16 protein-coding genes are annotated in these 20,988 nt (G+C 71.3%); 4 read left to right on the forward strand and 12 right to left on the reverse strand.

The features are described from left to right. Positions 1–75 precede the first annotated feature (75 nt). Positions 76–1,023 (reverse strand): tRNA (adenosine(37)-N6)-dimethylallyltransferase MiaA, encoded by a 948-nt coding sequence (gene miaA, locus MTQ01_RS22515; RefSeq protein ID WP_247492674.1) that lies wholly within the window; start codon positions 1,021–1,023, stop codon positions 76–78. A 347-nt stretch (positions 1,024–1,370) separates the two neighbouring features. Between miaA and MTQ01_RS22520 the strand changes: the two genes are divergently transcribed. Further along, on the forward strand, positions 1,371–1,592 hold the full coding sequence (locus MTQ01_RS22520) for an antitoxin (RefSeq protein WP_247492675.1): 222 nt from the start codon (positions 1,371–1,373) through the stop codon (positions 1,590–1,592). A gap of 191 nt (positions 1,593–1,783) precedes the next feature. On the opposite strand, the gene MTQ01_RS22525 is transcribed toward MTQ01_RS22520, so the two are convergent. Further along, the gene (locus MTQ01_RS22525; protein WP_247492676.1) at positions 1,784–2,530 is read right to left on the reverse strand and encodes a class III extradiol dioxygenase subunit B-like domain-containing protein; all 747 of its coding nucleotides are present in this window, start codon (positions 2,528–2,530) and stop codon (positions 1,784–1,786) included. 182 nt (positions 2,531–2,712) lie between these two features. Beyond that, positions 2,713–4,191, reverse strand: coding sequence for a tRNA (N6-isopentenyl adenosine(37)-C2)-methylthiotransferase MiaB (gene miaB / locus MTQ01_RS22530; RefSeq protein ID WP_247492677.1), 1,479 nt, complete (start codon positions 4,189–4,191; stop codon positions 2,713–2,715). Positions 4,192–4,290: 99 nt separating this feature from the next. Here miaB and MTQ01_RS22535 point away from each other — a divergent pair, with 99 nt between their 5' ends. Then, on the forward strand, positions 4,291–5,286 hold the full coding sequence (locus MTQ01_RS22535) for a TAXI family TRAP transporter solute-binding subunit (RefSeq protein WP_247492678.1): 996 nt from the start codon (positions 4,291–4,293) through the stop codon (positions 5,284–5,286). A 260-nt stretch (positions 5,287–5,546) separates the two neighbouring features. Here the strand turns inward: MTQ01_RS22535 and MTQ01_RS22540 are convergent, their stop codons facing one another. The 5 genes from MTQ01_RS22540 to MTQ01_RS22560 form a co-directional block, all read right to left on the reverse strand. Then, a complete protein-coding gene (locus MTQ01_RS22540; RefSeq protein WP_247492679.1) occupies positions 5,547–7,235 on the reverse strand; it encodes an FAD-dependent monooxygenase in 1,689 nt (562 codons plus the stop codon). 259 nt (positions 7,236–7,494) lie between these two features. Next, positions 7,495–8,367 (reverse strand): amino acid ABC transporter permease, encoded by an 873-nt coding sequence (locus MTQ01_RS22545; RefSeq protein ID WP_247492680.1) that lies wholly within the window; start codon positions 8,365–8,367, stop codon positions 7,495–7,497. Next, positions 8,364–9,011 (reverse strand): amino acid ABC transporter permease, encoded by a 648-nt coding sequence (locus tag MTQ01_RS22550; RefSeq protein WP_247492681.1) that lies wholly within the window; start codon positions 9,009–9,011, stop codon positions 8,364–8,366. The genes MTQ01_RS22545 and MTQ01_RS22550 overlap by 4 nt, the downstream gene beginning before the upstream one ends. Positions 9,012–9,163: 152 nt before the next feature. Beyond that, on the reverse strand, positions 9,164–10,078 hold the full coding sequence (locus MTQ01_RS22555; protein ID WP_247492682.1) for a glutamate ABC transporter substrate-binding protein: 915 nt from the start codon (positions 10,076–10,078) through the stop codon (positions 9,164–9,166). 62 nt (positions 10,079–10,140) lie between these two features. Then, positions 10,141–10,917 (reverse strand): amino acid ABC transporter ATP-binding protein, encoded by a 777-nt coding sequence (locus MTQ01_RS22560; RefSeq protein WP_282614012.1) that lies wholly within the window; start codon positions 10,915–10,917, stop codon positions 10,141–10,143. Positions 10,918–11,354: 437 nt separating this feature from the next. On the opposite strand from MTQ01_RS22560, the gene MTQ01_RS22565 reads away from it, so the two are divergent. Both MTQ01_RS22565 and MTQ01_RS22570 read left to right on the forward strand, forming a co-directional pair. Then, a complete protein-coding gene (locus MTQ01_RS22565; RefSeq protein WP_247492683.1) occupies positions 11,355–12,065 on the forward strand; it encodes a response regulator transcription factor in 711 nt (236 codons plus the stop codon). 197 nt (positions 12,066–12,262) lie between these two features. Then, positions 12,263–13,681: a HAMP domain-containing sensor histidine kinase gene (locus MTQ01_RS22570; protein ID WP_247492684.1), complete on the forward strand. Its 1,419-nt coding sequence runs from the start codon at positions 12,263–12,265 to the stop codon at positions 13,679–13,681. A 115-nt stretch (positions 13,682–13,796) separates the two neighbouring features. Here the strand turns inward: MTQ01_RS22570 and MTQ01_RS22575 are convergent, their stop codons facing one another. The 4 genes from MTQ01_RS22575 to MTQ01_RS22590 all read right to left on the reverse strand — a co-directional run bounded on the left by MTQ01_RS22575 (position 13,797) and on the right by MTQ01_RS22590 (position 20,916). Beyond that, positions 13,797–16,808, reverse strand: a complete 3,012-nt coding sequence (locus MTQ01_RS22575) for a glycoside hydrolase family 38 C-terminal domain-containing protein (RefSeq protein WP_247492685.1) — start codon at positions 16,806–16,808, stop codon at positions 13,797–13,799. Positions 16,809–17,517: 709 nt separating this feature from the next. Further along, positions 17,518–18,816, reverse strand: a complete 1,299-nt coding sequence (locus MTQ01_RS22580; protein ID WP_374207841.1) for a glycosyl hydrolase — start codon at positions 18,814–18,816, stop codon at positions 17,518–17,520. A 346-nt stretch (positions 18,817–19,162) separates the two neighbouring features. Continuing rightward, a complete protein-coding gene (locus tag MTQ01_RS22585) occupies positions 19,163–19,651 on the reverse strand; it encodes a hypothetical protein (protein WP_247492687.1) in 489 nt (162 codons plus the stop codon). A 503-nt stretch (positions 19,652–20,154) separates the two neighbouring features. Next, on the reverse strand, positions 20,155–20,916 hold the full coding sequence (locus MTQ01_RS22590) for an isocitrate lyase/phosphoenolpyruvate mutase family protein (protein WP_247492689.1): 762 nt from the start codon (positions 20,914–20,916) through the stop codon (positions 20,155–20,157). Between the last annotated feature and the right edge of the window lie 72 nt (positions 20,917–20,988).

Consider the following 20,988-nt stretch of genomic DNA (forward strand, 5'->3'; position numbering starts at 1 on the left):
CGGCTCCGATCGTCGATGATGGCACGTCTGCACGCGGCTCCCGGCCGGACTGAGCGTCCCGATGCCATCACGTGATCAGGCTGTGACCGGGCGATCGATCAACGCCAGTGACCGTGCGAGGAGTTCCGCTCTTTCGGGTACCGCCCCGCTCAACCAGTGCACACGCTCGTCCCTGCGGAACCAGGTGTCCTGGCGGCGCGCGAAGCGTTTGGTGGCGCGCACGGTCTCCGCGCGCGCCTCCTCGAGGGTGTACTCCCCCGCGAGCGCCCTGAGCACCTGCTGGTAGCCGAGGGCCCGGGAGGCGGTGACTCCCTCGCGCAGCCCCTGCTGCTCCAGCGCCTCCACCTCGGCGACCAAACCCGCCTCCCACATCCGGTCGACCCGTACCGCGATGCGCTCGTCCAGCTCCGGCCTGGCCACGTCGACGCCGATCTGCACGGTGCGGTAGACCTCGCGGCGCTCGTCGGTCGGCGGCAGATTCGCGGTGAAGGGCTGGCCGGTGATCTCGACGACCTCCAGCGCCCGTACGATCCGGCGTCCGTTGCTCGCCAGGATCGCCTCCCCCGCGGCCGGGTCGAGGGCCGCGAGCCGTGCGTGCAGTGCGCCGGGCCCGAGGCGGTCGAGCTCCTCCTCCAGCCGCGCCCGCACCAGCGGATCGGTGCCGGGGAACTCCAGGGCGTCGATCGCGGCACGCAGATAGAGCCCGGAACCGCCCACCAGCACCGGGGTGCGACCGTCGGCGAGCAGTGCGTCGATCCGCTCCCTGGCCAGCGTCTGGTACTCGGCGACGCTCGCGGTGACGGTGACGTCCCAGACGTCCAGCAGGTGGTGCGGCACGTTCCGGCGCTCGGATTCGGACAGTTTGGCGGTGCCGATGTCCATCCCCCGGTAGAGCTGCATCGAGTCGACGTTGACGACCTCGCCGCCCAGAGTGCGGGCCAGCTCGACGCCGAGGTCGGACTTGCCGGCCGCGGTGGGGCCGACGACGGCGATGACCTGAGGGGCGCAGACACGACTGTTCACGCGCGCCAGTCTCCCAAACCCGGAGGACGGGCGGGACCGTACGTCCTCCTGGCCCGGGCGGCTCCGGTACCGGCGGTGGCTGCTTCCACCCGGCACGGGCCCGCACCGGCACGTAAAATCGGACAGCGAGAGAAGCCGTCCCTCCAGGGATTCGGAACTTCCCGTTCCCCGGGGGCGGATACGATCAAGCGGCTTCGCGCGCGGTCCCGGAGCACCGCACGTGCGGACGTCGCCGCCTCACCGCTCGTGCGGGGAGCGCGGCGGACGCGGGATGCGGTGCGGCCGCGGAATCGCGCCGCGGAACCGCCCGCAGGTACTCACCGTTGGACTCACGGAAGGCAGCCGTCATGGGATTCATGGAAAAGATCAAGGGCCTCCTCGGACAGCACAGCGACAAGGTCGGTCAGGGGCTGGACAAGGCCGGGCAGGCGGTCGACTCCAAGACCGGCGGCAAGTACAGCAAGCACATCAAGACCGGCACGGACAAGGCCAAGGAAGCCCTCGGCGACAACGGCAAGGGTGACGGCGGCAGGGGCGGCCGGGACGACGACGGCAACAAGGGCCGCTGAGTCCCGCACTGCGCCCGACTCCTGCGGACGCGGGTGCCGCGGTCCCGCGCGGTCGGCTCGTACGGAGCGGGCACTCCCCTGCGAATGCGAGCCGACGGCCGACGGCGGGCAGCCCCCGCGCGCGCTCGCGGCTCCGGGAGCCGTGAGGCTCTTTCCGGGGAGCGGCAAGGGCGTCGTGGTACCTGACGACCTCAGTTCCAGGCCGCGACCAGGTACCCGACGCCGTACGGAGCGCTGTCGTGCAGGAGTCGGCCGCTGAGGCCGGCCTGCTCCGCCGCGCCGGCCAGCACCTGCCAGGGCGCCCGGCCGGCGGCGAGCAGATCGGCGCCGAGCGCGGCGTCCAGGGCGGCCAGGGCGGCGTGGTCGGCGTCGGCGAGGGCACGTGCGGCGTCCGCGTCGAAGTACGCGGCCCGATCGTCGAGATAGCCCGGCGCCTTGAGGGTGCGGCACGCGCTGCCGTCCCCGAGCACCAGCAGGGCCAACCGCTCCTCGCCCGCGGCCAGGCGACGGCCCTCCCGCAGACAGTCCTCGGTCGGCAGCGCACGGTCCACACCGAGGCCGGAAACCGGCGCGGCCCGCCAGGACACCGAGCTCAGCAGCCACGCGCCGACGGTCAGCGGGGCCGGCAACTCCCGTGCCGCGGCCGGTGGTTGACCGCCGGCTCCGTCGGCGGCGTCCTCGCGCGGGGCCCGGCCCAGGACGAACTCCGCCGGCACCCCGAAGCCGTGCAACCCCCCGATGCTGCCCGCCGGGTACGTACCGCTCCCGGCCCGCTCCACCGGAGCGAGGACGACCAACCGGTCCGGGCGGGCCGCCGCGAGCGTGGAAAGCGCCTCGGCGCAGGCGTCCCGCACCGCTTCCAGCTCCTCCGCGGCGCCCTGTGCGACCTCGGGAACGAGAACCGGCGGGCAGGGGCAGACGGCGGCAGCGGCAAGCATGTCCGCAGCCTACCCGCGCCCCGGTCGGCTCCGGCCCGGCGCGGTTCGTGGCCCCCGTACGCGGCCCACATCAGTCCTCGACGGCGACGCCGGAACCCAAGTGGCCCGCGAGCAGCGCAGGTTGGGCGCCGCAATCGCGCGGACCCACGGGCCGAGGTGTACCGCCGTACCGGCCGTCGGCCTCAGCAGGCGCTGCAACCACCCGTCGGAGCGGGCAGCGGCTCGGGGGCGCCGACCTTCGGCAGCCCGAGCATGACGCCGCCGCCCTCGGGCGCGGCCTGCCGCGCCTCCCAGGCGTCACCGGCACGGGTGCGGCGCACTCCGAGCGGCCTGCCCTCGGCGAGCAGGTGGTGCGGGGCGGCGTAGCTGATCTCGACCGTCACCATGTCGCCGGGGCGCACGGGCTCCTCGGGGCGGGTGAAGTGGACCAGGCGACTGTCCGGAGCCCTGCCGGAGAGCCGGCGCGTCTCGCCGTCCTTGCGCCCCTCGCCCTCGGCGACCATCAGCTCCAGGGTGCGGCCGACCTGGCGCTTGTTCTCCTCCCAGGAGATCTCGTCCTGCAGCGCGACCAGGCGCTCGTACCGTGCCTGGACGACCTCCTTGGGGATCTGCCCGTCCATCTCGGCAGCGGGGGTCCCCGGGCGCTTGGAGTACTGGAAGGTGAACGCCTGCGCGAAACGCGCCTCGCGCACGACGTGCATCGTCTCCTCGAAGTCCTCCTCGGTCTCGCCGGGGAAGCCCACGATGATGTCGGTGGAGATCGCGGCGTCGGGCATCGCCGCTCGGACGTTCTCGATGATGCCGAGGAAGCGCTCCTGGCGGTAGGAACGCCGCATGGCCTTGAGGATCCTGGAGGATCCGGACTGCAGCGGCATGTGCAGCTGCGGCATCACGTTGGGCGTCTCGGCCATCGCCGCGATCACGTCGTCGGTGAAGTCGCGCGGGTGCGGCGAGGTGAAGCGCACCCGCTCCAGCCCGTCGATCCGGCCGCAGGCGCGCAGCAGCTTGCTGAACGCCTCGCGGTCGCCGATGTCACTGCCGTAGGCGTTGACGTTCTGCCCGAGCAGGGTGATCTCGGTGACGCCCTCGGCGACCAGTGCCTCGATCTCGGCGAGGATGTCGCCCGGCCTGCGGTCCTTCTCCTTGCCGCGCAGGGCGGGAACGATGCAGAAGGTGCAGGTGTTGTTGCAGCCGACCGAGATGGAGACCCAAGCCGCGTAGGCGCTCTCCCGGCGCGTGGGCAGCGTGGAGGGGAACGCCTCCAGGGACTCGGCGATCTCGACCTGCGCCTCTTCCCGGACCCGCGCGCGCTCCAACAGCACCGGCAGCTTGCCGACGTTGTGGGTGCCGAAGACGACGTCGACCCAGGGCGCCCGGCGGACGATGGTCTCGCGGTCCTTCTGCGCCAGGCAGCCGCCGACGGCGATCTGCATACCGGGCCGGGACGCCTTCTTCGGCGCGAGCTGGCCGAGGTTGCCGTACAGCCGGTTGTCGGCGTTCTCCCGCACCGCACAGGTGTTGAAGACGACGACGTCGGCGCCGTCCGCGTCCTTGGGCGCACGTACGTAGCCGGCGTCCTCCAGCAGACCGGACATCCGCTCGGAGTCGTGGACATTCATCTGGCAGCCGAAGGTGCGCAGCTCATAAGTCTTGGCAGTCATCTCAATCGACCAGGGTACGCGCATCCCGACGGCGCTCCTCCCCGCCCACCTCGAACGCGGGGGTCGGCCGCCGGGCCCGCGGATGGCAGGATCGGGCGCATGGTGAGGTTCCCGGCCCGCGGGCCGAGCAGACGGCATGTGCTGTGGGCGGTCAGCGCCCTGGTCGTGGTGGTCTCGCTGCTGTGGTGGATGACTCCCGGCGGGCGCGACCGGCCCACCGGGAGCGCGACGCTCGCCACCGGCGTTCCGTCGGGGGTGTACGCCCGCTACGGCACGCTGCTCAAGGAACGGCTCCCCCGCGATCTGCCCGAGGTGGAGCTGGGGCTGCGACCGAGCCAGGGGTCGGTCGACAACATCGAGCAAGTGATCGCCGGCAAGGCCGACTTCACCATCGCACAGGCCGACGCGGTGGCGGCGTACCTCACCTCGGGAGGCAAGGACGCCTCCCGGCTGCGGGCCTGCGCCAGGCTGTACGACGACTATGTGCAGCTCGTCGTGCGCGCCGACTCCGACGTCGAGTCGGCAGCGGATCTGCGGGGGCTGAAGGTCGGCGTCGGCCAGCGGCAGTCCGGTGTGCGTCCGGTCGCCGAACGACTGCTGCGCGCAGCGGGGCTGGACCCGGCCAAGGACGTCCGCCAGGTCTACGAGGGGATCGGCCTGATGCCCGAACTCCTGGAGAACGGCGGACTGGACGCGTTCTTCTGGACCGGCGGACTGCCCAGCAGCGCCATCCAGGACCTGGCGGCCAGCAGCGACATCCGGCTGGTGGAGCTGGGCAGCCTGGTCCCGGCGCTGCACGCCCAGGACCCGCAGGCCCGCCACTACCGGGCCGCGGTGATGCCGGCGGACGCCTACCCCAGGGTGCAGCAGGGCGAAGCGGTGGAATCGGTGGCGGTGGCCAACCTGCTGGTGACCACCGACCGCGCGGAGAAGTCCCTGACCGAGGGTCTGACCAGAGCACTGATCAACAACCGGGACTACATCGGTTCGCGGGTGCACGCCGCCCAGCGGGTCGATCTGCGCACCGCGATCTACACCGACCCGCTTCCGCTGCACGAGGGCGCCCAGCGCTACTACCGCACCGTCAAGCCCTGACCCCGCACCGCACCGTCGAGCCCCGGCACCCTCGGCCCGCCGCGGCCTGCGCCCGGGCCTTCCGTCAGCCGAGGCATCTGCGGCCGGGCCCTCCGTCAGCTGACGCATCTGATGCCCGGGCCCTCCGCTGTTGCCGGGCCCACCGCCTCCGAGCACGGCAACGCCGAGCCGACGTCGAGCCCCGACCGTCCGGACGCCGCGGGACCGTCGCCGGACCCGTCCGGGCCGGCCCGACGGCTCACAGCCGCCGGCAGCCGCCGCTACGCCGTGCCCCGTCCCAACACCCGCGCGCCGTCCTCGGCCGGCTCCCGGTCGGGGTCCGGGTCCGGGGCCTCGTCTCCCCCGGGCCGGCCTCCGGCTTCGCCGCCCGTCTCACGGGCCCGACCGGCGGCCGAACCGGTGGCACGTACAGCGGCCCGACCGCCCAACGTGGCGACGACGCGCCCGAGTTCCTCGCGGTGCACCCCCGGCAGCGCTGCCGCGAGGTAGCCGTCGGGACGCACCACCAGCACCGTGTGCGCCGCCGCGCCCGGGTAGGACTCGGTGACGAACAGCTCGGCGGGGGCGGGCAACGCCCGTACGGCGGCGGCCAGTTCCGGCATCACCCCGGCGTTGAGCCAGTGCCGGCTGTCCCACACCGCGGTGCCGGGCGCCACCAGGACGACCAGCAACCGGGCGCCGAGCCGCTCGGAGAGCGCCAGCCGGGTGCCGTCCAGCGCGGTCAGCGGGATGTCCTGTGCGCGCTCGCCCGGCTCGGTGACGACACCGCCCCCGAGCGGCGCGGTGGTGAGCGGGGAGTCGCGGTGCTCCGGCGCGGCGCCGAGCGTCCCGCGGCCCAGATGTCCGTCGGTCAGCAGCGTCAACCGGCTCCGGGCGCCGCCGGGGAGCAGGGTGCGCAGCGCCCCGGCGTTGCGCACCAGGGGCAGTGCCTGGTCAACTGCGCGCAGCCGTGCGACGACCGCGCCGCGGCGCTCCTGCTCGTAGCTGTCCAGCAGCGCCTCGTCGCCGGCACCGAGCCGGTGCAGGGCGAGTTTCCAGGCCAGGTTGTCCACGTCCCGCAGACCCTCGTCGACAGCCTGGGTGCCCAGTGCCCCCAGCAGATGCGCGGCGTCCCCGGCGAGCAGGACCCGCCCTCTGCGCCAGTGCCGTGCCAGGCGCTGGTGGGCGGTGTGCACTCCGGTGTCCAGCAGCTCGTACGCGGGGTCCCGCTCGCCCGTCCAGGCCGCGAGCGTCTCCTGGATGCGCTCCAACAGGGCGTCGGGCGTGACCAGTTCACCGCGCGCCGGCAGCAGCCAGTCCAGCCGCCACACCCCCGACGGGAGCGCCCGGGCACAGACCTCACCGCCCTTGCCGCCGGGCATCTCCTGGTGCAGCAGGGCCTCTTCCGGCCAGGGCAGTGCGACCCGCAGTGCCGCGACCGCGTGCCGCTCCACCGCGGTGCGGCCGGGGAACCGCGTACCGAGCAGCTTGCGGACGGTGGAGCGGATGCCGTCGCAGCCGACCAGATGGCTGCCTCTCCAGACCTCGCCCTGCTCCCCCTTGGTGCGCGCACGCACCCCGTCCTCGTACGCCTCCAGCTCGACGACCTTGCTGTGGTCGACGATCCGCACCAGCCCGGTGCGCCCGGCCGCGGCGCGGAACGCCTTGCGCAAGGTGTGCTCGGGCACGTGTAACGGGGCGTCGGCGGGGGTGAAGTCCCGCTGCTCCAGCACCTGTCCGCGGCGCAGCGTCCGCCACACCATCCAGCGCGCGCCCGGAAGCGGTTCGGGAGCTATCAGGCGCTGTACGAGCGCGGCGGTGTCGGGCCGCAGCACGCAGCTGCGCGCGGGCCGGGGGGTGATCCGCCCGTCCCCCGCGTCCAGTACGACGGTGGGCACCTCGTGGCGCGCCAGCGAGAGCGCGAGCGCGAGACCGACGGGGCCGGCACCGACGATGATCACCGGTTCCACGGCTGCGAGACCTCCAGGCCCCGCGCGCGGGTCTCACTGCAGGCACGGTGGCCTGCGCTCTTGTGGGGACGGGGAGTTGACGCGAGGCGGCGGCCGTGGAGCGTGATCACACCCGGTATGCAACCCACTGCCCGTGCACGCGTCAAGTGAGCATGGGGTGGGCACCGACGCACCGAAGGGGAGCAGCGCCGACATCGCGCTGCTCCCCTTCGCCGCCCGCGCCCGTGCGGACAGTGCGCACGGGCCGGTGCGGGCTACCTCATTTGCCGTCCTTGCCGTCGAGCGCCTTGTCCGGCTCTGCGACGGGCTCGGCGTCGGCGACCTTGATTCCGGTCTTGGCACGCCGGCCGCGCTTCTCCAGCCAGGTCGCGAACCAGGACAGCAGCAGGCAGATGCCGACGTACAGCGCGCCCACCGCGCCCAGGAGCACGACCTCCGGGTTGGACCCGTTGATGAGGGTGTTGTCGGAGAACTGCCGTGCGACGTACAGCAGCTCCTCGTACACGATGATGTAGCCGAGCGAGGTGTCCTTGAGGGTCACCACCAGCTGGCTGATGATCGTCGGCATCATCGCGCGGACGGCCTGCGGGATCTGGACGGTCAGCATGACCTGGCTCTTGCGCATGCCGATCGCGTACGCGGCCTCGACCTGGCCCTTGGGCACCGAGAGGATGCCGGCGCGCAGCACCTCGGCCTGGACCGAACCGTTGTAGACGGTCAGACCGAGGACCAGGGCCCACATCGGGTCGTTGATGAGGAAGCCCTGCCAGAACACGAAGATCGTGATCAGCAGCGGCACCGCTCGGAACAGCTCGATGAAGGCGGTGGCGAACCACCGGATCGGCAGGTGGTCCGAGAGCCGCGCGACCGCCAGCAGCACACCGAGGATCAGCGAGAAGATCCCGGCGAAGAAGAACGCCTTCAAGGTGGCGACCAAGCCCTCGAGGATGCGCTCCTGCGTGGAGGTGTACTGCAGGATCTCCCACATCTCCGGCGCCAACTGCCCGGTGCGGGCGAGCCGGAAGACGATGAAGGCACCGACGCCCAGCAGGGCGATCCCGCCGACCACGGAGAGGATCAGGTTCCGCGCCTTGGCCCGGGGGCCCGGCACGTCGTAGAGGACTGAGCTCATCGCGCGACCCCCAGCTTGCGCTCCAGCAGTCGGAAGAGGCCGGAGATGGAAAAGGTGATGATGAGGAAGGCGACTGCGATCCAGAAGAAGACGAACAGGATGTTGTAACCCATGTCGCTGAGGTCCTTCTGGGTGCCGAAGAGCTCGGCGTTGCTGAAGGCGCCGGCGATCGCAGAGTTCTTGGTCAGCGCGATCATGATGCTGCTCATCGGGGCGATCACTGTTCTGGTCGCCTGCGGGAGCACAATCAGGCTCAGGGTCTGGGTGAAGGTCATTCCCAGGCTGCGGGCCGCCTCGGCCTGGCCGACGGCGACGGTGTTGATGCCCGAGCGGACGGCCTCGCACACGAACGAGGAGGTGTAGAAGCTCAGGGCCAGGACCGCCAGCACATACGGGCTCATGCCGGGGAAGAGGACCTTCGGCAGGATGAAGAAGGCGACCACGAAGAGCAGGACGAGCGGGGTGTTGCGCAGCAGGGTGACCCAGGCCGCGCCGAACCAGCGCAGGGGCGGGATCGGCGAGACCCGGCAACCGGCGATCACCACTCCCAGCACAAGGGCGATCAGCGCGCTCGCGGCCGTGAGCGAAAGGGTTCCGATGAACCCCTCCCGGAACAACGGCAGGTTGTCGAGCAATACGTTCATCTAGGTCTCCGCGTTAATCTCCGCGCGGGCGGGGAGCGGGATGGGCAGGACAGAGGGTGCCCCGTACGCCCTCGAGTGCGGACATACGGGGCACCTCGTGCTTCACGCTTCGATCGGCCCGAACAGCGGGGTCCGGTCCGGTGTCAGCGGATTCAGGAACGGTCGAGCTTCGGCGGGTCGACGAACTCCGAGCCGGAACGGCCGAGGGTCGCCTCGTACGCCTTCTTGTAGTCGCCGTTCTCGATGTGCGCCTCGATCGCGTCGGAGACCGCGTCCTTGAGCGCCTTGTCGCCGAGCTTGATGCCCACGCCGTAGGGCTCGTCGCTGAAGGTCTCGCCGACGACCTTGAGGTCGTCGGGGCGCTGCGCAGCGTAGCCCTTGAGGATGGCGTCGTCGGTCGTCATCGCGTCGACCTGGCCGTCGACCAGCTGCTTGACGCAGTCGGTGTACTTGCCGAGCTCGATGGTCTTGGCACCGTACTTGGACTTGTTCTCCGTGATGTTGCGCAGCGGAGTCGAGCCCTTGATGGAGCAGACCGTCTTGCCCTTGATGCTGTCCGGGCCCTTGATCGCGTCCTCGTCCTTGCGCACCAGCAGGTCCTGGCCGGCCATGTAGTACGGACCGGCGAAGGCGACCTGCTTCTTGCGCTCGTCGTTGATCGTGTAGGTACCGATCATGAGGTCGACCTGGCCCTTGGAGACCGCGGTCTCACGAATGGAGGAGTCGATCGTCTTCCACTCGATGTCCTTCTCCGGGTCGAAGCCGAGGTCGGCCGCGATCATCTTCGCGATCTCGACGTCGAAGCCTTCGTACTTCTTGGAGCTGGGGTCCTGGAAACCGAGGTACGGCTGGTCGGCCTTGGAGCCGACGATGAGCTTGCCGCGCTTCTGGGCCGCCTTCAGCACGGGCGAGTCGACGTCGACGTCGTCGGCGACGGTGTACGTGGGGACCTCGGGGCCCTCCTCGTCCTTCTCGTCACCGGCGCTGCCCTCCTTGCCGCAGGCGGTGAGAGCGAGTACGACCGCCACGGAGGCGGCCAGGGCCGCGCTGGTCTTGCGGAGTCTCATGACTGAACTTCCCTCGTCTTCGGTTGATGTGCCTGGCCCCGCCGGGCCGCTGCGTCGTGTCGTCAGTGCTGGAGGATCTTCGACAGGAAGTCCTTCGCCCGGTCGCTGCGCGGGTTGCTGAAGAACTGGTCGGGAGTCGCCTCCTCGACGATCTTTCCATCGGCCATGAAGATCACGCGGTTCGCGGCGGATTTGGCAAAGCCCATCTCGTGCGTGACGACGACCATCGTCATTCCCTCACGAGCCAGCTGCTGCATGACCTCGAGAACCTCGTTGATCATCTCGGGGTCGAGGGCGGAGGTGGGCTCGTCGAAGAGCATCACCTTCGGCTCCATCGCCAACGCCCGAGCGATCGCGACACGCTGCTGCTGACCGCCGGAGAGCTGGGCGGGGTACTTGTCCGCCTGAGCGCCCACACCGACACGGTCGAGCAGCTCGCGGGCCCGCTCGTCGGCCGCGGCCTTGCTCTTGCGGCGCACCTTGGTCTGGCCCAGCGTCACGTTCTCCAGCACCGTCTTGTGTGCGAAGAGGTTGAACGACTGGAACACCATGCCGACGTCGGCCCGCAGCTTGGCCAGCTCGCGGCCTTCCTCGGGCAGCGGCTTGCCGTCGATCTCGATACGACCGGAGTCGATCGTCTCCAGGCGGTTGATCGTGCGGCACAGCGTGGACTTGCCGGACCCGGAGGGACCGATCACGACGACGACCTCGCCCTTGGCGACAGTCATGTCGATGTCCTGGAGCACATGCAACGCACCAAAGTGCTTGTTGACGTTGTCCAGTACGACCAGCGGGTCCGCCGCGCCTGCGGCGTCCTTAGTCACCGATACTTCACCCATCGGCGTCACTCGCTCCGTCCTCATCGGTTGAGGGGACCTTAATGACCTGCGTGAACCGCCGTCAGTACATCTGAGGGGAAATTGAGCATAACGATCCCGTCACACGTCAACACGCTACGTAAAGGACCCGACCGGCAGCGTACCGGCCGGATAACGGAAGAACCCCAGGTGGGCGCAGAAGTCTTGACGCGACTGGCCCCCGTGAGCGTGGATGCGTAATCTGCGGCGCCGTACAACGACAGAGCCCGAAGGGCTCCCGAAGTGCACGGACGCAGGCGGGAAGCGGGTCCGGTGGGTGCTCACGGGCCCGGTTGCCCGAGGTCGACGCGGTCGGCACGGGCTCTCACGGGGGTCGGCTCGCAGACAGGGAGCCGACGGCGCACGGCACTGCCGGAATCGGCGGCACCCGTCGCCGCACAGTACGGAAGGAAGGTCCTATGCGGCTTCTGCTGGTCGAGGACGACACACATGTCGCCGCCGCCCTCACCGCCGTACTGGGGCGGCACGGCTACACCGTGGTGCACGCGGGCAGCGGCGAGGAGGCCATGCAGGCGCTGCTGCCGATCGCCGGCTGCACACCGTTCTCCGTCGTCCTGCTGGACCTGGGACTGCCCGACCAGGACGGCTTCGAGGTCTGCGGACGCATCCGCCGCCACAGCAGCATCCCGGTGATCATGGTCACCGCCAGGGCGGACGTGCGATCCCGCATCCACGGCCTCAATCTCGGGGCCGACGACTACGTGGTGAAGCCCTACGACACCGGCGAGCTGCTGGCCCGCATCCACGCGGTGAGCCGCAGGCACCCCGTCGACGATCTGCCCGAGCAGCCCGGCGAGGACCGGCCCGGACGCGGCGTACTGCACTTCGGCACCGTCGCCGTCGACCTGGACACCCGGCGGGTGCAGGTCGACGGGGAACTGGTCTCGCTGACCCGCAAGGAGTTCGACCTGCTCGCGCTGCTCGCCGGACGCCCGGGCGTGGTCTGCCGCAGGGAGCAGATCATCAGCGAGGTCTGGCAGACGAGTTGGGAGGGCACCGGCCGGACGCTGGAGGTCCATGTCGCCTCGCTGCGCTCCAAGCTGGGGCTGCCCCATCTGATCGAGACGGTGCGCGGCGTGGGGTACCGGCTGATCGACCCGGCAGGGTGACCGTGCCCCGGCGGCGGGTGGGCCCCGGCGGCGGGGCTCCGGGCCTTCGGGCCGGGGCTTCGGGACGGCTTGAGCGTGCGGGCATCGGTCAACCGGACAGCCTCGCGAACGACAGGACCGCCGCGTGAACGGCAGGATCGGTCGGTGGTGGCGGACAGCCCGTCGCCCAGCGGTCCCGCGTCGACTACGGTCATCCGGTGCGCGCCCGCCTTCTGCCCCTGCTGATCCTGCTCTTCGCCGGTGTCCTGCTGGCGCTCGGCTTCCCGCTGGCGATGAGCATGGCGGCCACCGAGCAGCAACGGGTGGTGATCGACCGGATCGACGACACCACGCGCTTCGCCTCGTTGGCCCAGTTCGTCACCGTGCCGCCCTCCGGCAGCAGCGATCCCAGGCGTCCCAGCTCCGAACGCAACGAGCGGCTCTCCGCCCTCACCAGCGAACTCAGCCGCTACCACCAGCTGTACGGCATCCGCGCGGGTGTCTTCTACCGCGACGGGACGGTGATGGCGGCCTCGCCCGGCGACTGGCGGCTGCCCGAACAGGGCGAGGGCACGCAGGCGTTCAACGAGGCGCTGGCGGGGCGGCGGAGCCAGGACCCGGCGCAGGTCTGGCCGTGGCAGGACCGGCGCATAGCGGTCGCCTCCCCCGTGGTGCGGGACGGGGACGTGGTGGCCGTCGTGCTGACCGACTCCCCCACCGACCAGCTCCGTTCCCAGATCCTGCGCCACTGGCTGCCACTGGCGCTCGGCGAGGCGTTCGCCATGCTCTGCGCCGTGGGCGCGGCCGTACAGCTCACCCGCTGGGTGCTCCGTCCGGTCGGCGTGCTGGACAAGGCGGCCCACGACATCGCCACCGACCAGCTCGCCGCCAGGGTCGTCGCCTCCGAGGGGCCGCCGGAGCTGCGCCGCCTGGCGCGTTCCTTCAACGAGATGGCCGGCCACGTCGAGGAGATCATGGAGCAGCAGCGGGCGTTCGTCGCGGACGCCTCGCACCAACTACGCAACCCGCTCGCCGCGCTGCTGCTGCGCATCGAACTGCTCGGACTCGAACTCCCGCCGGGCAGCGAGGAGTTCGCCTCGGTGGAGGCCGAGGGCAAACGTCTGGCCCGGGTGCTCGACGATCTGCTCGGCCTCGCGCTGGCCGAGCACAGCCGGCCCGATCTGCGCCTGACCGACGTCGGTGCCCTCGCCGCCGAACGCGTAGACGCCTGGCGGGTCCTGGCCGAGCAGCGCGACATCACTCTGCGCACCTCGGGAAACAGTGCCGTCACCGCCTGGGTGGACCCGGTGGGCCTCTCCAGCGCGCTGGACGCCGTGGTCGACAACGCGCTGAAGTTCACCCCCGCCGGCGAGACCGTCACGGTCTCGGTCTCCCCGGAGCGCGAACAGGTGACCATCGTGGTGGCCGACGGCGGGCCGGGGCTCACCGAGGACGAGCTGGCACGGGTGGGCGACCGCTTCTGGCGCAGCGGCCGGCACCAGAACGTCAAGGGGTCGGGTCTCGGGCTGTCCATCACCAAGGCCCTGCTTGCAGCGGGCGGCGGAACGCTGGCGGTGGAGCCGAACCGGCCGCACGGCCTGCGCGTGGTGCTGGTGGTCCCCCGCAACTCGTCCTAGCGGTACGGCGATCGGGCACTCCGCCGGGTGAGGGGGGACATCGCCGGTCCGTCGCACCGCACGCGGGGCGGCGGGCACCTCCCGGAGTGAGAGGCCCCGCCGCGCCGCGACCGGTTCAGCGGGAGAGGCGGAGGGTGAGGATCTGGAACGGTCGGAGCGTCACCCGCACCCCCTCGTAGCCGGAGACGACCGCCTCGGCGTCCTCCTCCCTGGGCCGTTCCAACAGATCGACGGCGGTGACCGAGGTGACGGGGAAGCCCGGCGTCAGCGCTGCGACGGCGCGACCGCCGTACGACTCGTACAGACGCAGCACCACGTCGCCGCTCCGGTCCTCGGCGAGCTTCACCGAGGCGACCACGATCTGCTCGCTGTCGACGGTGACCAGCGGCGCCACCTCCCGCTCGCCGCGCACCGTGCGCTCGGGGAGGTTCATCCGGTGGCCCTCGCGCACCGCGTCCCCGATGCAGGCGCCCGGGACTAGCGCGTAGCGCAGCACATGGGTGCCGTGGTCGGTCTCCGGATCGGGGTAGCGGGGAGCGCGCAGCAACGAGAGCCGCACCGTGGTCGTCTGCCCGCCGTCCCGGCGCACGTCGCGGGTGACGTCGTGACCGTAGGTGGAGTCGTTGACGAGCGCCGCGCCCCAGCCGGGCTCCTCGACATGCAGGAAGCGGTGCGCACAGATCTCGAACTTCGCGGTCTCCCACGAGGTGTTGGTGTGGGTGGGCCGGAAGACGTGCCCGAACTGGGTTTCCGAGGCCGACCTGTCCGCCTTCACATCCAGCGGGAAGGCGGCCTTGAGGAACTTCTCCGTCTCCTGCCAGTCCGCCTCGACCTCGCAGTCCAGCCGCGGCGACCCACCGGCCAGCGTCAGCCGCTGAACGAGCGTGGAGCTTCCGTACTCCCGGTGGACGGTGACGGTGGCGCTGTCGTCGGCGGCCTCGACGGTGAGCGCGGTGTGATCGGTCAGGTCGGTGACGCTGTGGCGGTAGAAGGCGTCGACGTCCCAGGCGTCCCAGAGGTTGGGGAAGTCGGGGTGGATCTGCAGGAGGTTCGCGGCGCTGCCCGGCGCCACCGCCTCCCGGCCGGACGCCAGGTCCCGCACGGAGACCACCAGTCCGCGGCCGTCGATCTCCACCCGGATCAGCTCGTTGGCGAGGATGTGGCCGCCGCCCGGACGCTCGTGGCAGCCGACCGGCCCGGCCGGCGCTGCTTCCCGGGCCCCGCCAGCCGGTACACCGTGACGGGAGTGCGGCGCGGCGTTGAAGACGAGGGAGCGGTCGCCGGTGCCCGCGAGCGCCTGCTGCGCCGCGAGCGTGAGAGCGGTCAGCTCCTTCTGCAGCCGCGCATAGGTCTCCCTCGCCTCCCGGTGCACCCAGGCGATGGAGGTCCCCGGCAGGATGTCGTGGAACTGGTGGAGCAGCACCGTCTTCCAGATCCGGTCGAACTCCGCGTACGGATAGCCGTATCCGCTCACCCGCACCGCCGCGGTCGCTGCCCAGAGCTCGGCCTCGCGCAGCATCGACTCGCTGCGCCGGTTGCCCTGCTTGGTCCTGGCCTGCGAGGTGTACGTGCCGCGGTGCAGTTCGAGGTAGAGCTCACCGCTCCACACGGGAGCGTCCCGGTACTCGGCGTGCGCCTGCTCGAAGAAGGCGGACGGCTTCTCGATCTCCACCCGGGGCGAGCCCTCCAGGTCCTTGAGACGGGCAGCCCTGGCGAGCATCTCCCTGGTCGGCCCGCCACCGCCGTCCCCGAAGCCGAATGGCGCCAGCGAGCGCGAACCCGCGCCCTTCTCCCGGTAGTTGCGCGCCGCGTGCGCCATCTCCCGCCCGCTGAGGTCCGAGTTGTAGGTGTCGACCGGCGGGAAGTGGGTGAAGACCCTGGTGCCGTCGATGCCCTCCCACCAGAAGGTGTGGTGCGGGAACTTGTTGGTCTGGCTCCAGGAGATCTTCTGCGTCAGGAACCAGTCGGCGCCCGCGAGCTTCACGATCTGCGGCATCGCCGCCGTGTAGCCGAAGGAGTCCGGCAGCCACACCTCCCGGGTTTCGATCCCGAACTCCTCCAGGAAGAACTTCTTGCCGTACACGAACTGACGGACCATCGCCTCGCCGCCGACCATGTTGGTGTCGGACTCGACCCACATGCCCCCGACCGGTACGAACTGCCCGCCCGCCACCTTCTCCCGCACCCGCGCGTACACCTCGGGGCGGTGCTCCTTGATCCAGTCCAACTGCTGTGCCTGCGACATCGCGAAGACCAGCTCGGGGTGGTCGCCCATCAGATTGACCATGTTGGAGGCGGTCCTGGCGACCTTGCGGACCGTCTCGCGCAACGGCCACAGCCATGCCGAGTCGATGTGCGCGTGGCCGACCGCGCTGACGCGGTGCGCGGAGGCGCGTGCGGGTGCAGCGAGCACACCTGCCAGCTGCGCCCGGGCACCGGCCGCGGTTCCCGCGACGTCACCGAGGTCGACCGCGTCCAGAGCGCGTTCCACCGCACGCAGGACCTCCCACCGCCGGGCGTCCTCGACGGGCAGTGCGTGCATCAGACCACCGAGGACCTCCAGGTCCTGGACGAGCTCCCACACCTCGCTCTCGAAGACAGCGAGCTCCACGCGGTTCAGCCGGTAGAGCGGGCGGTCGCTCGCGGTCAGCCGGTCTCCCTCACGGGTGGGCCGCTGCACGTTGAGGATCGGATTCGCCGCGGCCTCGACGTAGAACTCGAGCTCGCCACCGGGCGGGACGTCCGGGAAGCGCACCCAGTCGTTGCGCGGATTGAGCGCCTTGACCGCCTCGCCGTCCGCCCGGTAGACGAGCCCCTCGCACTGGAAGCCGGGCATGCTCCGCTCGAACCCGAGGTCGACCACGGCCTCCACCGTGCGATCCGCCCAGTCGGCCGGCACGCGGCCGCTGACCCTGAACCAGGTGGTGCCCCAGGCCGGCCCCCACTCCTGGCCGACAGCGGCACTCACGTACTCGGCGGCCAGCCCTTCGGCCACCGGCACCGGCTCCCCTGGCGCGTCCCAACGGGCGACGGCGAGCGGTTGCGGAGAACTGTGGACGGCGGGCTTGATCCGCTCCTCCAGGACGCGGCGCAGGCGGTCCTCAACGATATGGCGATCGTCATGCATGGTGTGCGGCTCCGTTGACGCGTGTGCGCGGGCAGGGGGTTGGGGTGGATGGCGTGGTTCGGGGCGGAGGTCCTCGGGAGGGGTGCGGCGGAGGTCGGGGAAGGGCAGGTCGGGGCGGTCGGGGAAGGGCGCGGTCGTGGCGGATTCGGAGTGGGCGGGGTGGATGGGGTGGGTGGGTCCGGCGGGTGTGGGCCGGGTCCGTGTCGTTCGTGGCGGTCCGGGCCGGGAGGCCTGCGGAGTGCGGGGTGCGGGGTGCGGGAAGAGCGGCGCGGACAGTGCGGTGAGCGGGTGCAGCGCGGTGGGCACGGACAGTGCGGTGTGCGGTGGGGTGCAGTGTGCAGATGTGGTGCGGCCTCCGTCAGGCCTTACCACTGACGCTCCCCCGCAATCGTCCGAAGGAGAACGAGCGGCAAACCGGCTCCCGTGCGCACACCCGGTCCGAAGTGCGCCTCGCCGAGCCGGACTTCGGACCTTCCGCTGCCGACTCGGCGCTCATCTCCTCGAAGAGCCTGGCGACCGGAGGGGCCCGGACCCACCGCGTCCCTCCTCCCACCGGCCCGCGCGCAGTCTTCGAACTGGCACCTCGCAGGAGCAACGGGCCCGTCAAGCCGTCGAAGCCCCGAGCAGCAGCCACCTGGGGCAGGCCGCCCCGGACCGACCACCCGGCGGGCCGTCTCATCCCCCTGCGGCGCCAACGCCGGGTCAGAGGTCAGCCCGCTCTGTTGACCTCGTCCGGCCGGACCACCTCGACGATTCCGCGCTGCGAGAGATGTGTCGGGTCCGCCGCACGCCCGGCGAGCACCGCGGTGGGACGTACGCCCTGTGCCGCCAGCACCGCCCACGCCTCGTAGAACTCGCCTCCGGGCGCTGTGGTGGAACGCGCGGGGGCGTACTCCTCGCCGCCGACGTCCAGCACCAGCGCCGTGCGCCGCGCACGCGGCGCGGGTGGATCGGCCCGCAGCGCGGCGGTGAACTCGGCGACGGCATCGGCGAGCGGCTTGCGCGCCCGTTCGGACGTGAGCAGGCCGAGGTCGTACTCCAGCTCGGGAAAGTCTCCCAGCGAGCGGGGCACGTCGTGGGAACACCACCAGGTGGCTGCCCGTACGTCCTCGCAGTCCCAGGCGTTCCGCAGGGTCTCCACGGCGAACTCCGCGGCAGAGGCCGGCGGGATCAGAGGCGCGGGCGCGCCCACCTCCTGGAGCCAGACCGGACGTCCCGGCTCCGCCCACGCCTTGGTGAGCTCGATCTGGTACGCGGCGTGGTGCAGGGTCGCCGCGCCGTCACGTCCGTGGCGCTGCGCGGTGCCGTTGAAGACCCAGGAATGCACCACGCTCGCCCCGCCCAGCCTCGCGACCTGGGCCGGCGTGAACGGATGGTCGTCGCGGAACCAGACGGCGTCGTACGCCCCGTGGACGTGCAAGCGGCCCGGAGCGGCCTCCTCGCACACGGCGAGCAGACGCTCCAGCCAGGCGGTCGCCTGGTCGGGGGTGCAGAGATCGGGATCCGGGTGCGGTGGCCCGGAGAACTGGTTGACCTCGTTGCCCAGCGTCATGCCGAGGAAGTTCGGCCGGTCCGCCAACGCCGAGGCCAGCGTGTGCAGATAGCGCGCCTCCGCCTCGACGACCTCGGGATGGGTGAACATGCTGCGTCGATGCCAGCTGTGCAGCCAGGACGGCACGAAATCGAAGCTGGACAGATGTCCCTGCAGAGCGTCGACGCAGACGTCCAGGCCGCGTTCGGCCGCCGCGTCGACCAGTGCGCACAGCTGCTCCACCGCGCGGGGCCGGATGAGTGTGCGGTTGGGCTGGAAGACCGGCCAGAGCGGAAAGACCCGCACATGGTCCAGCCCGAGAGCCGCCAGGGAGTCGAAGTCCCACCGCACGGAGTCGAGTTCGAAGTCGAGCCAGTGGTGGAACCAGCCGTTGGTCGGGGTGTAGTTGGCGCCCATCCGCGCCCCGCGACGCCCGAAGGGCCCCGCGGCGTGCTGCTCGGCCGTCCTGTTCGACATGTTCGACACCGCCTTTCGTTCGACAGCGCGCCGGGCACACGCGGACGCGCTCTGTCTTCTTACGCTCGGCCGCAGGCCCGCTCCGCTGCCACGCAGACTCGTCGGCCCGGCCCGGCCCGTCCCGGCCCGTCCCGGCTCGGCTCGGCTCGGCTCGCTGCCCGCCTCGTCCTCGGGCCGCCCCGCTCCCGCTGCTGCCGCCGTACGCTGCCCCGCTGCTGCTCGTACGCGACCCCAACGGGGCCGCGCCTGAAGCCGATCAGCCGCGCGTACGCGATGCCCGGCCGCCCGGACGAGCGCAGGGCCCGGACGAGCGCGAACGGGAGGCCGACAGCCGGGCGGGGCCCGGTCAGCCCCGAACCACCCGGCTTGCGGAGGACACACCCGTCAATCGCTCCCACACTCGTGTCATTGCGTGCACCAGGACCAGCGCGACGACCTGTATCGCCAGCGCGACCAGCGCATGGACCAGCCACGCGCCCGCCAGCGTCGGCCCGCCCCAGGCGTTGTCCAAGACGGAGTCCGCGGTGAAGGGGTGGCCGATCGCCTCGATGACGTCCGGGCGTATCGGATAGAGATAGCCCGAGATCCCCACGAACACCGCCAGGCCGACCGAGAACAGGGCCACCAGCGCGGGCACCAACGCGAGCAGCGCCCTCGGCACCGCCAAGCGGCCGGGACGGCCGGAAGTGCCGCGTCCCGCCAACGCTTTCACTGTCAACGGCAGGAGTGCCAGACCCCGTCGGGCGGTGCGCAGGGCGGTGCGCACCGCCGTGTACGCGGCACTGCGCAGCCGACCGCGCTCACGCGCATCAGGCTGTCGGTCGTCGGATTGCATGGTCCCGTCCTCCTCGGGTGAACGGACGGCGGCCCGATGAGGCGGGGCTCCCCGCTTCACAGGAGACACCTCGGCCCCGAGGGTCGCCCTCCCCCTGTCGGCAACGGCCGCTGATCGACCGCCGCCGCACCGCCAACCCTCCGTCGACCGGACGCTGTCGCACCATGTGGCCAGCCCCCGTATCGCCGTGCGGCCCACCTCCTCCGGGCGGGCACCGGCCGTCGCCGCATCCCCACAGGCCGCGAGCAGCGTCTCCGTCCGACGAGGCGTCGGCGGCCCGCAGCACCCAGCGCACCGCTGCCAACCACCACCCGCCACGGACCGCGTCTCGGGTCACCGCTCCACACAGCGGAGGTACCGCTCGGGCTGCGCAGAACGCGTCCCGAATACTGCGCACACGCCCGTGTCGCTCCCGCACGTGTCACTCGCGCCTCGCCTCCGCAACACGCATCGCCGAGCCCCGCCTCCGACTCGACGCGCCCAGTCGATGTGCGGTGGTACTGCTACGGCGCCCAGGGCTTGAGCATGTCCTTCATCGCATCGGTCGCTGCGAGTTGGAGCAGCGGACCGTAGGTGATCCGACCGACGCCGAGGCGACGGAAACGTTCGAGGTCGTGCTTGACGGGGTGGGCGGTGGAGTTCACCGGGATGCCGACTGAACCGGTCACCGCCGCGAGCAACTCGTCGTCGTCCTGGATACGGACCGGGTAGACGCTGTCGGCGCCCGCCTGCTCCAGGGCCCGCAGCCGCTCGATCGCCTCGTCGAGGACGCCGGCGGCAGCCTCCGCGTGCAGAAAGAGATCGGTACGGCCGTTGACCCAGACCGGGACTCCCGCGTTGTCGGCCGCCGCGCGCAGACCCGCGATGTAGCTCGCGTGCTCCGGCGTGCTCCGCACCCGACCGCCCTCGGAGTGGACGGTGTCCTCGAGGTTCAGACCGACACCGCCGATCTCCGTGAGTCCGGCGATGAGATCCGCCGGCTCCTGCCCGTACCCGGCCTCCAGGTCGACGGAGACGGGCACATCGACCGCCGCGACGATCGGCCGTACGGCGGCGAGCACCTCTTCGAAGGTCTGTCCCTCCTGGTCTGCCGCGCCTCTGGAGTCGGCGAGCGGGTGGCTTCCGACCGTCAGCGCGGGAAACCCCGCATCGGCTGCCGTCCGCGCGGACCACACGTCCCAGACGGTCGGCAACACAAGCGGCTTGTACTCGGCGTGGAGCTGCTTGAGACGTTGAGCGCGCTCAACTGTGGTGCGAAAGTCCATGCCGAGGACGCTACCCCCGCGACCCCGTTCACAACGTGCCGACGGGCGCGCCGGCGGACGGCGGACGGCGGA

Origin of the sequence: Streptomyces sp. XM4193, from assembly GCF_023072595.1 — a bacterium.
GTDB lineage: Bacteria > Actinomycetota > Actinomycetes > Streptomycetales > Streptomycetaceae > Streptomyces.

Coding starts and splice junctions, on each gene's coding strand:
- MTQ01_RS22520 (WP_247492675.1), top strand. CDS start 1,371: ATGGGATTCATGGAAAAGATCAAGGGCCTCCTCGGACAGCACAGCGAC.
- MTQ01_RS22525 (WP_247492676.1), bottom strand. CDS start 2,530: ATGCTTGCCGCTGCCGCCGTCTGCCCCTGCCCGCCGGTTCTCGTTCCC.
- miaB (WP_247492677.1), bottom strand. CDS start 4,191: ATGACTGCCAAGACTTATGAGCTGCGCACCTTCGGCTGCCAGATGAAT.
- MTQ01_RS22535 (WP_247492678.1), top strand. CDS start 4,291: ATGGTGAGGTTCCCGGCCCGCGGGCCGAGCAGACGGCATGTGCTGTGG.
- MTQ01_RS22545 (WP_247492680.1), bottom strand. CDS start 8,367: ATGAGCTCAGTCCTCTACGACGTGCCGGGCCCCCGGGCCAAGGCGCGG.
- MTQ01_RS22550 (WP_247492681.1), bottom strand. CDS start 9,011: ATGAACGTATTGCTCGACAACCTGCCGTTGTTCCGGGAGGGGTTCATC.
- MTQ01_RS22555 (WP_247492682.1), bottom strand. CDS start 10,078: ATGAGACTCCGCAAGACCAGCGCGGCCCTGGCCGCCTCCGTGGCGGTC.
- MTQ01_RS22560 (WP_282614012.1), bottom strand. CDS start 10,917: ATGGGTGAAGTATCGGTGACTAAGGACGCCGCAGGCGCGGCGGACCCG.
- MTQ01_RS22565 (WP_247492683.1), top strand. CDS start 11,355: ATGCGGCTTCTGCTGGTCGAGGACGACACACATGTCGCCGCCGCCCTC.
- MTQ01_RS22575 (WP_247492685.1), bottom strand. CDS start 16,808: ATGCATGACGATCGCCATATCGTTGAGGACCGCCTGCGCCGCGTCCTG.
- MTQ01_RS22580 (WP_374207841.1), bottom strand. CDS start 18,816: ATGTCGAACAGGACGGCCGAGCAGCACGCCGCGGGGCCCTTCGGGCGT.
- MTQ01_RS22585 (WP_247492687.1), bottom strand. CDS start 19,651: ATGCAATCCGACGACCGACAGCCTGATGCGCGTGAGCGCGGTCGGCTG.
- MTQ01_RS22590 (WP_247492689.1), bottom strand. CDS start 20,916: ATGGACTTTCGCACCACAGTTGAGCGCGCTCAACGTCTCAAGCAGCTC.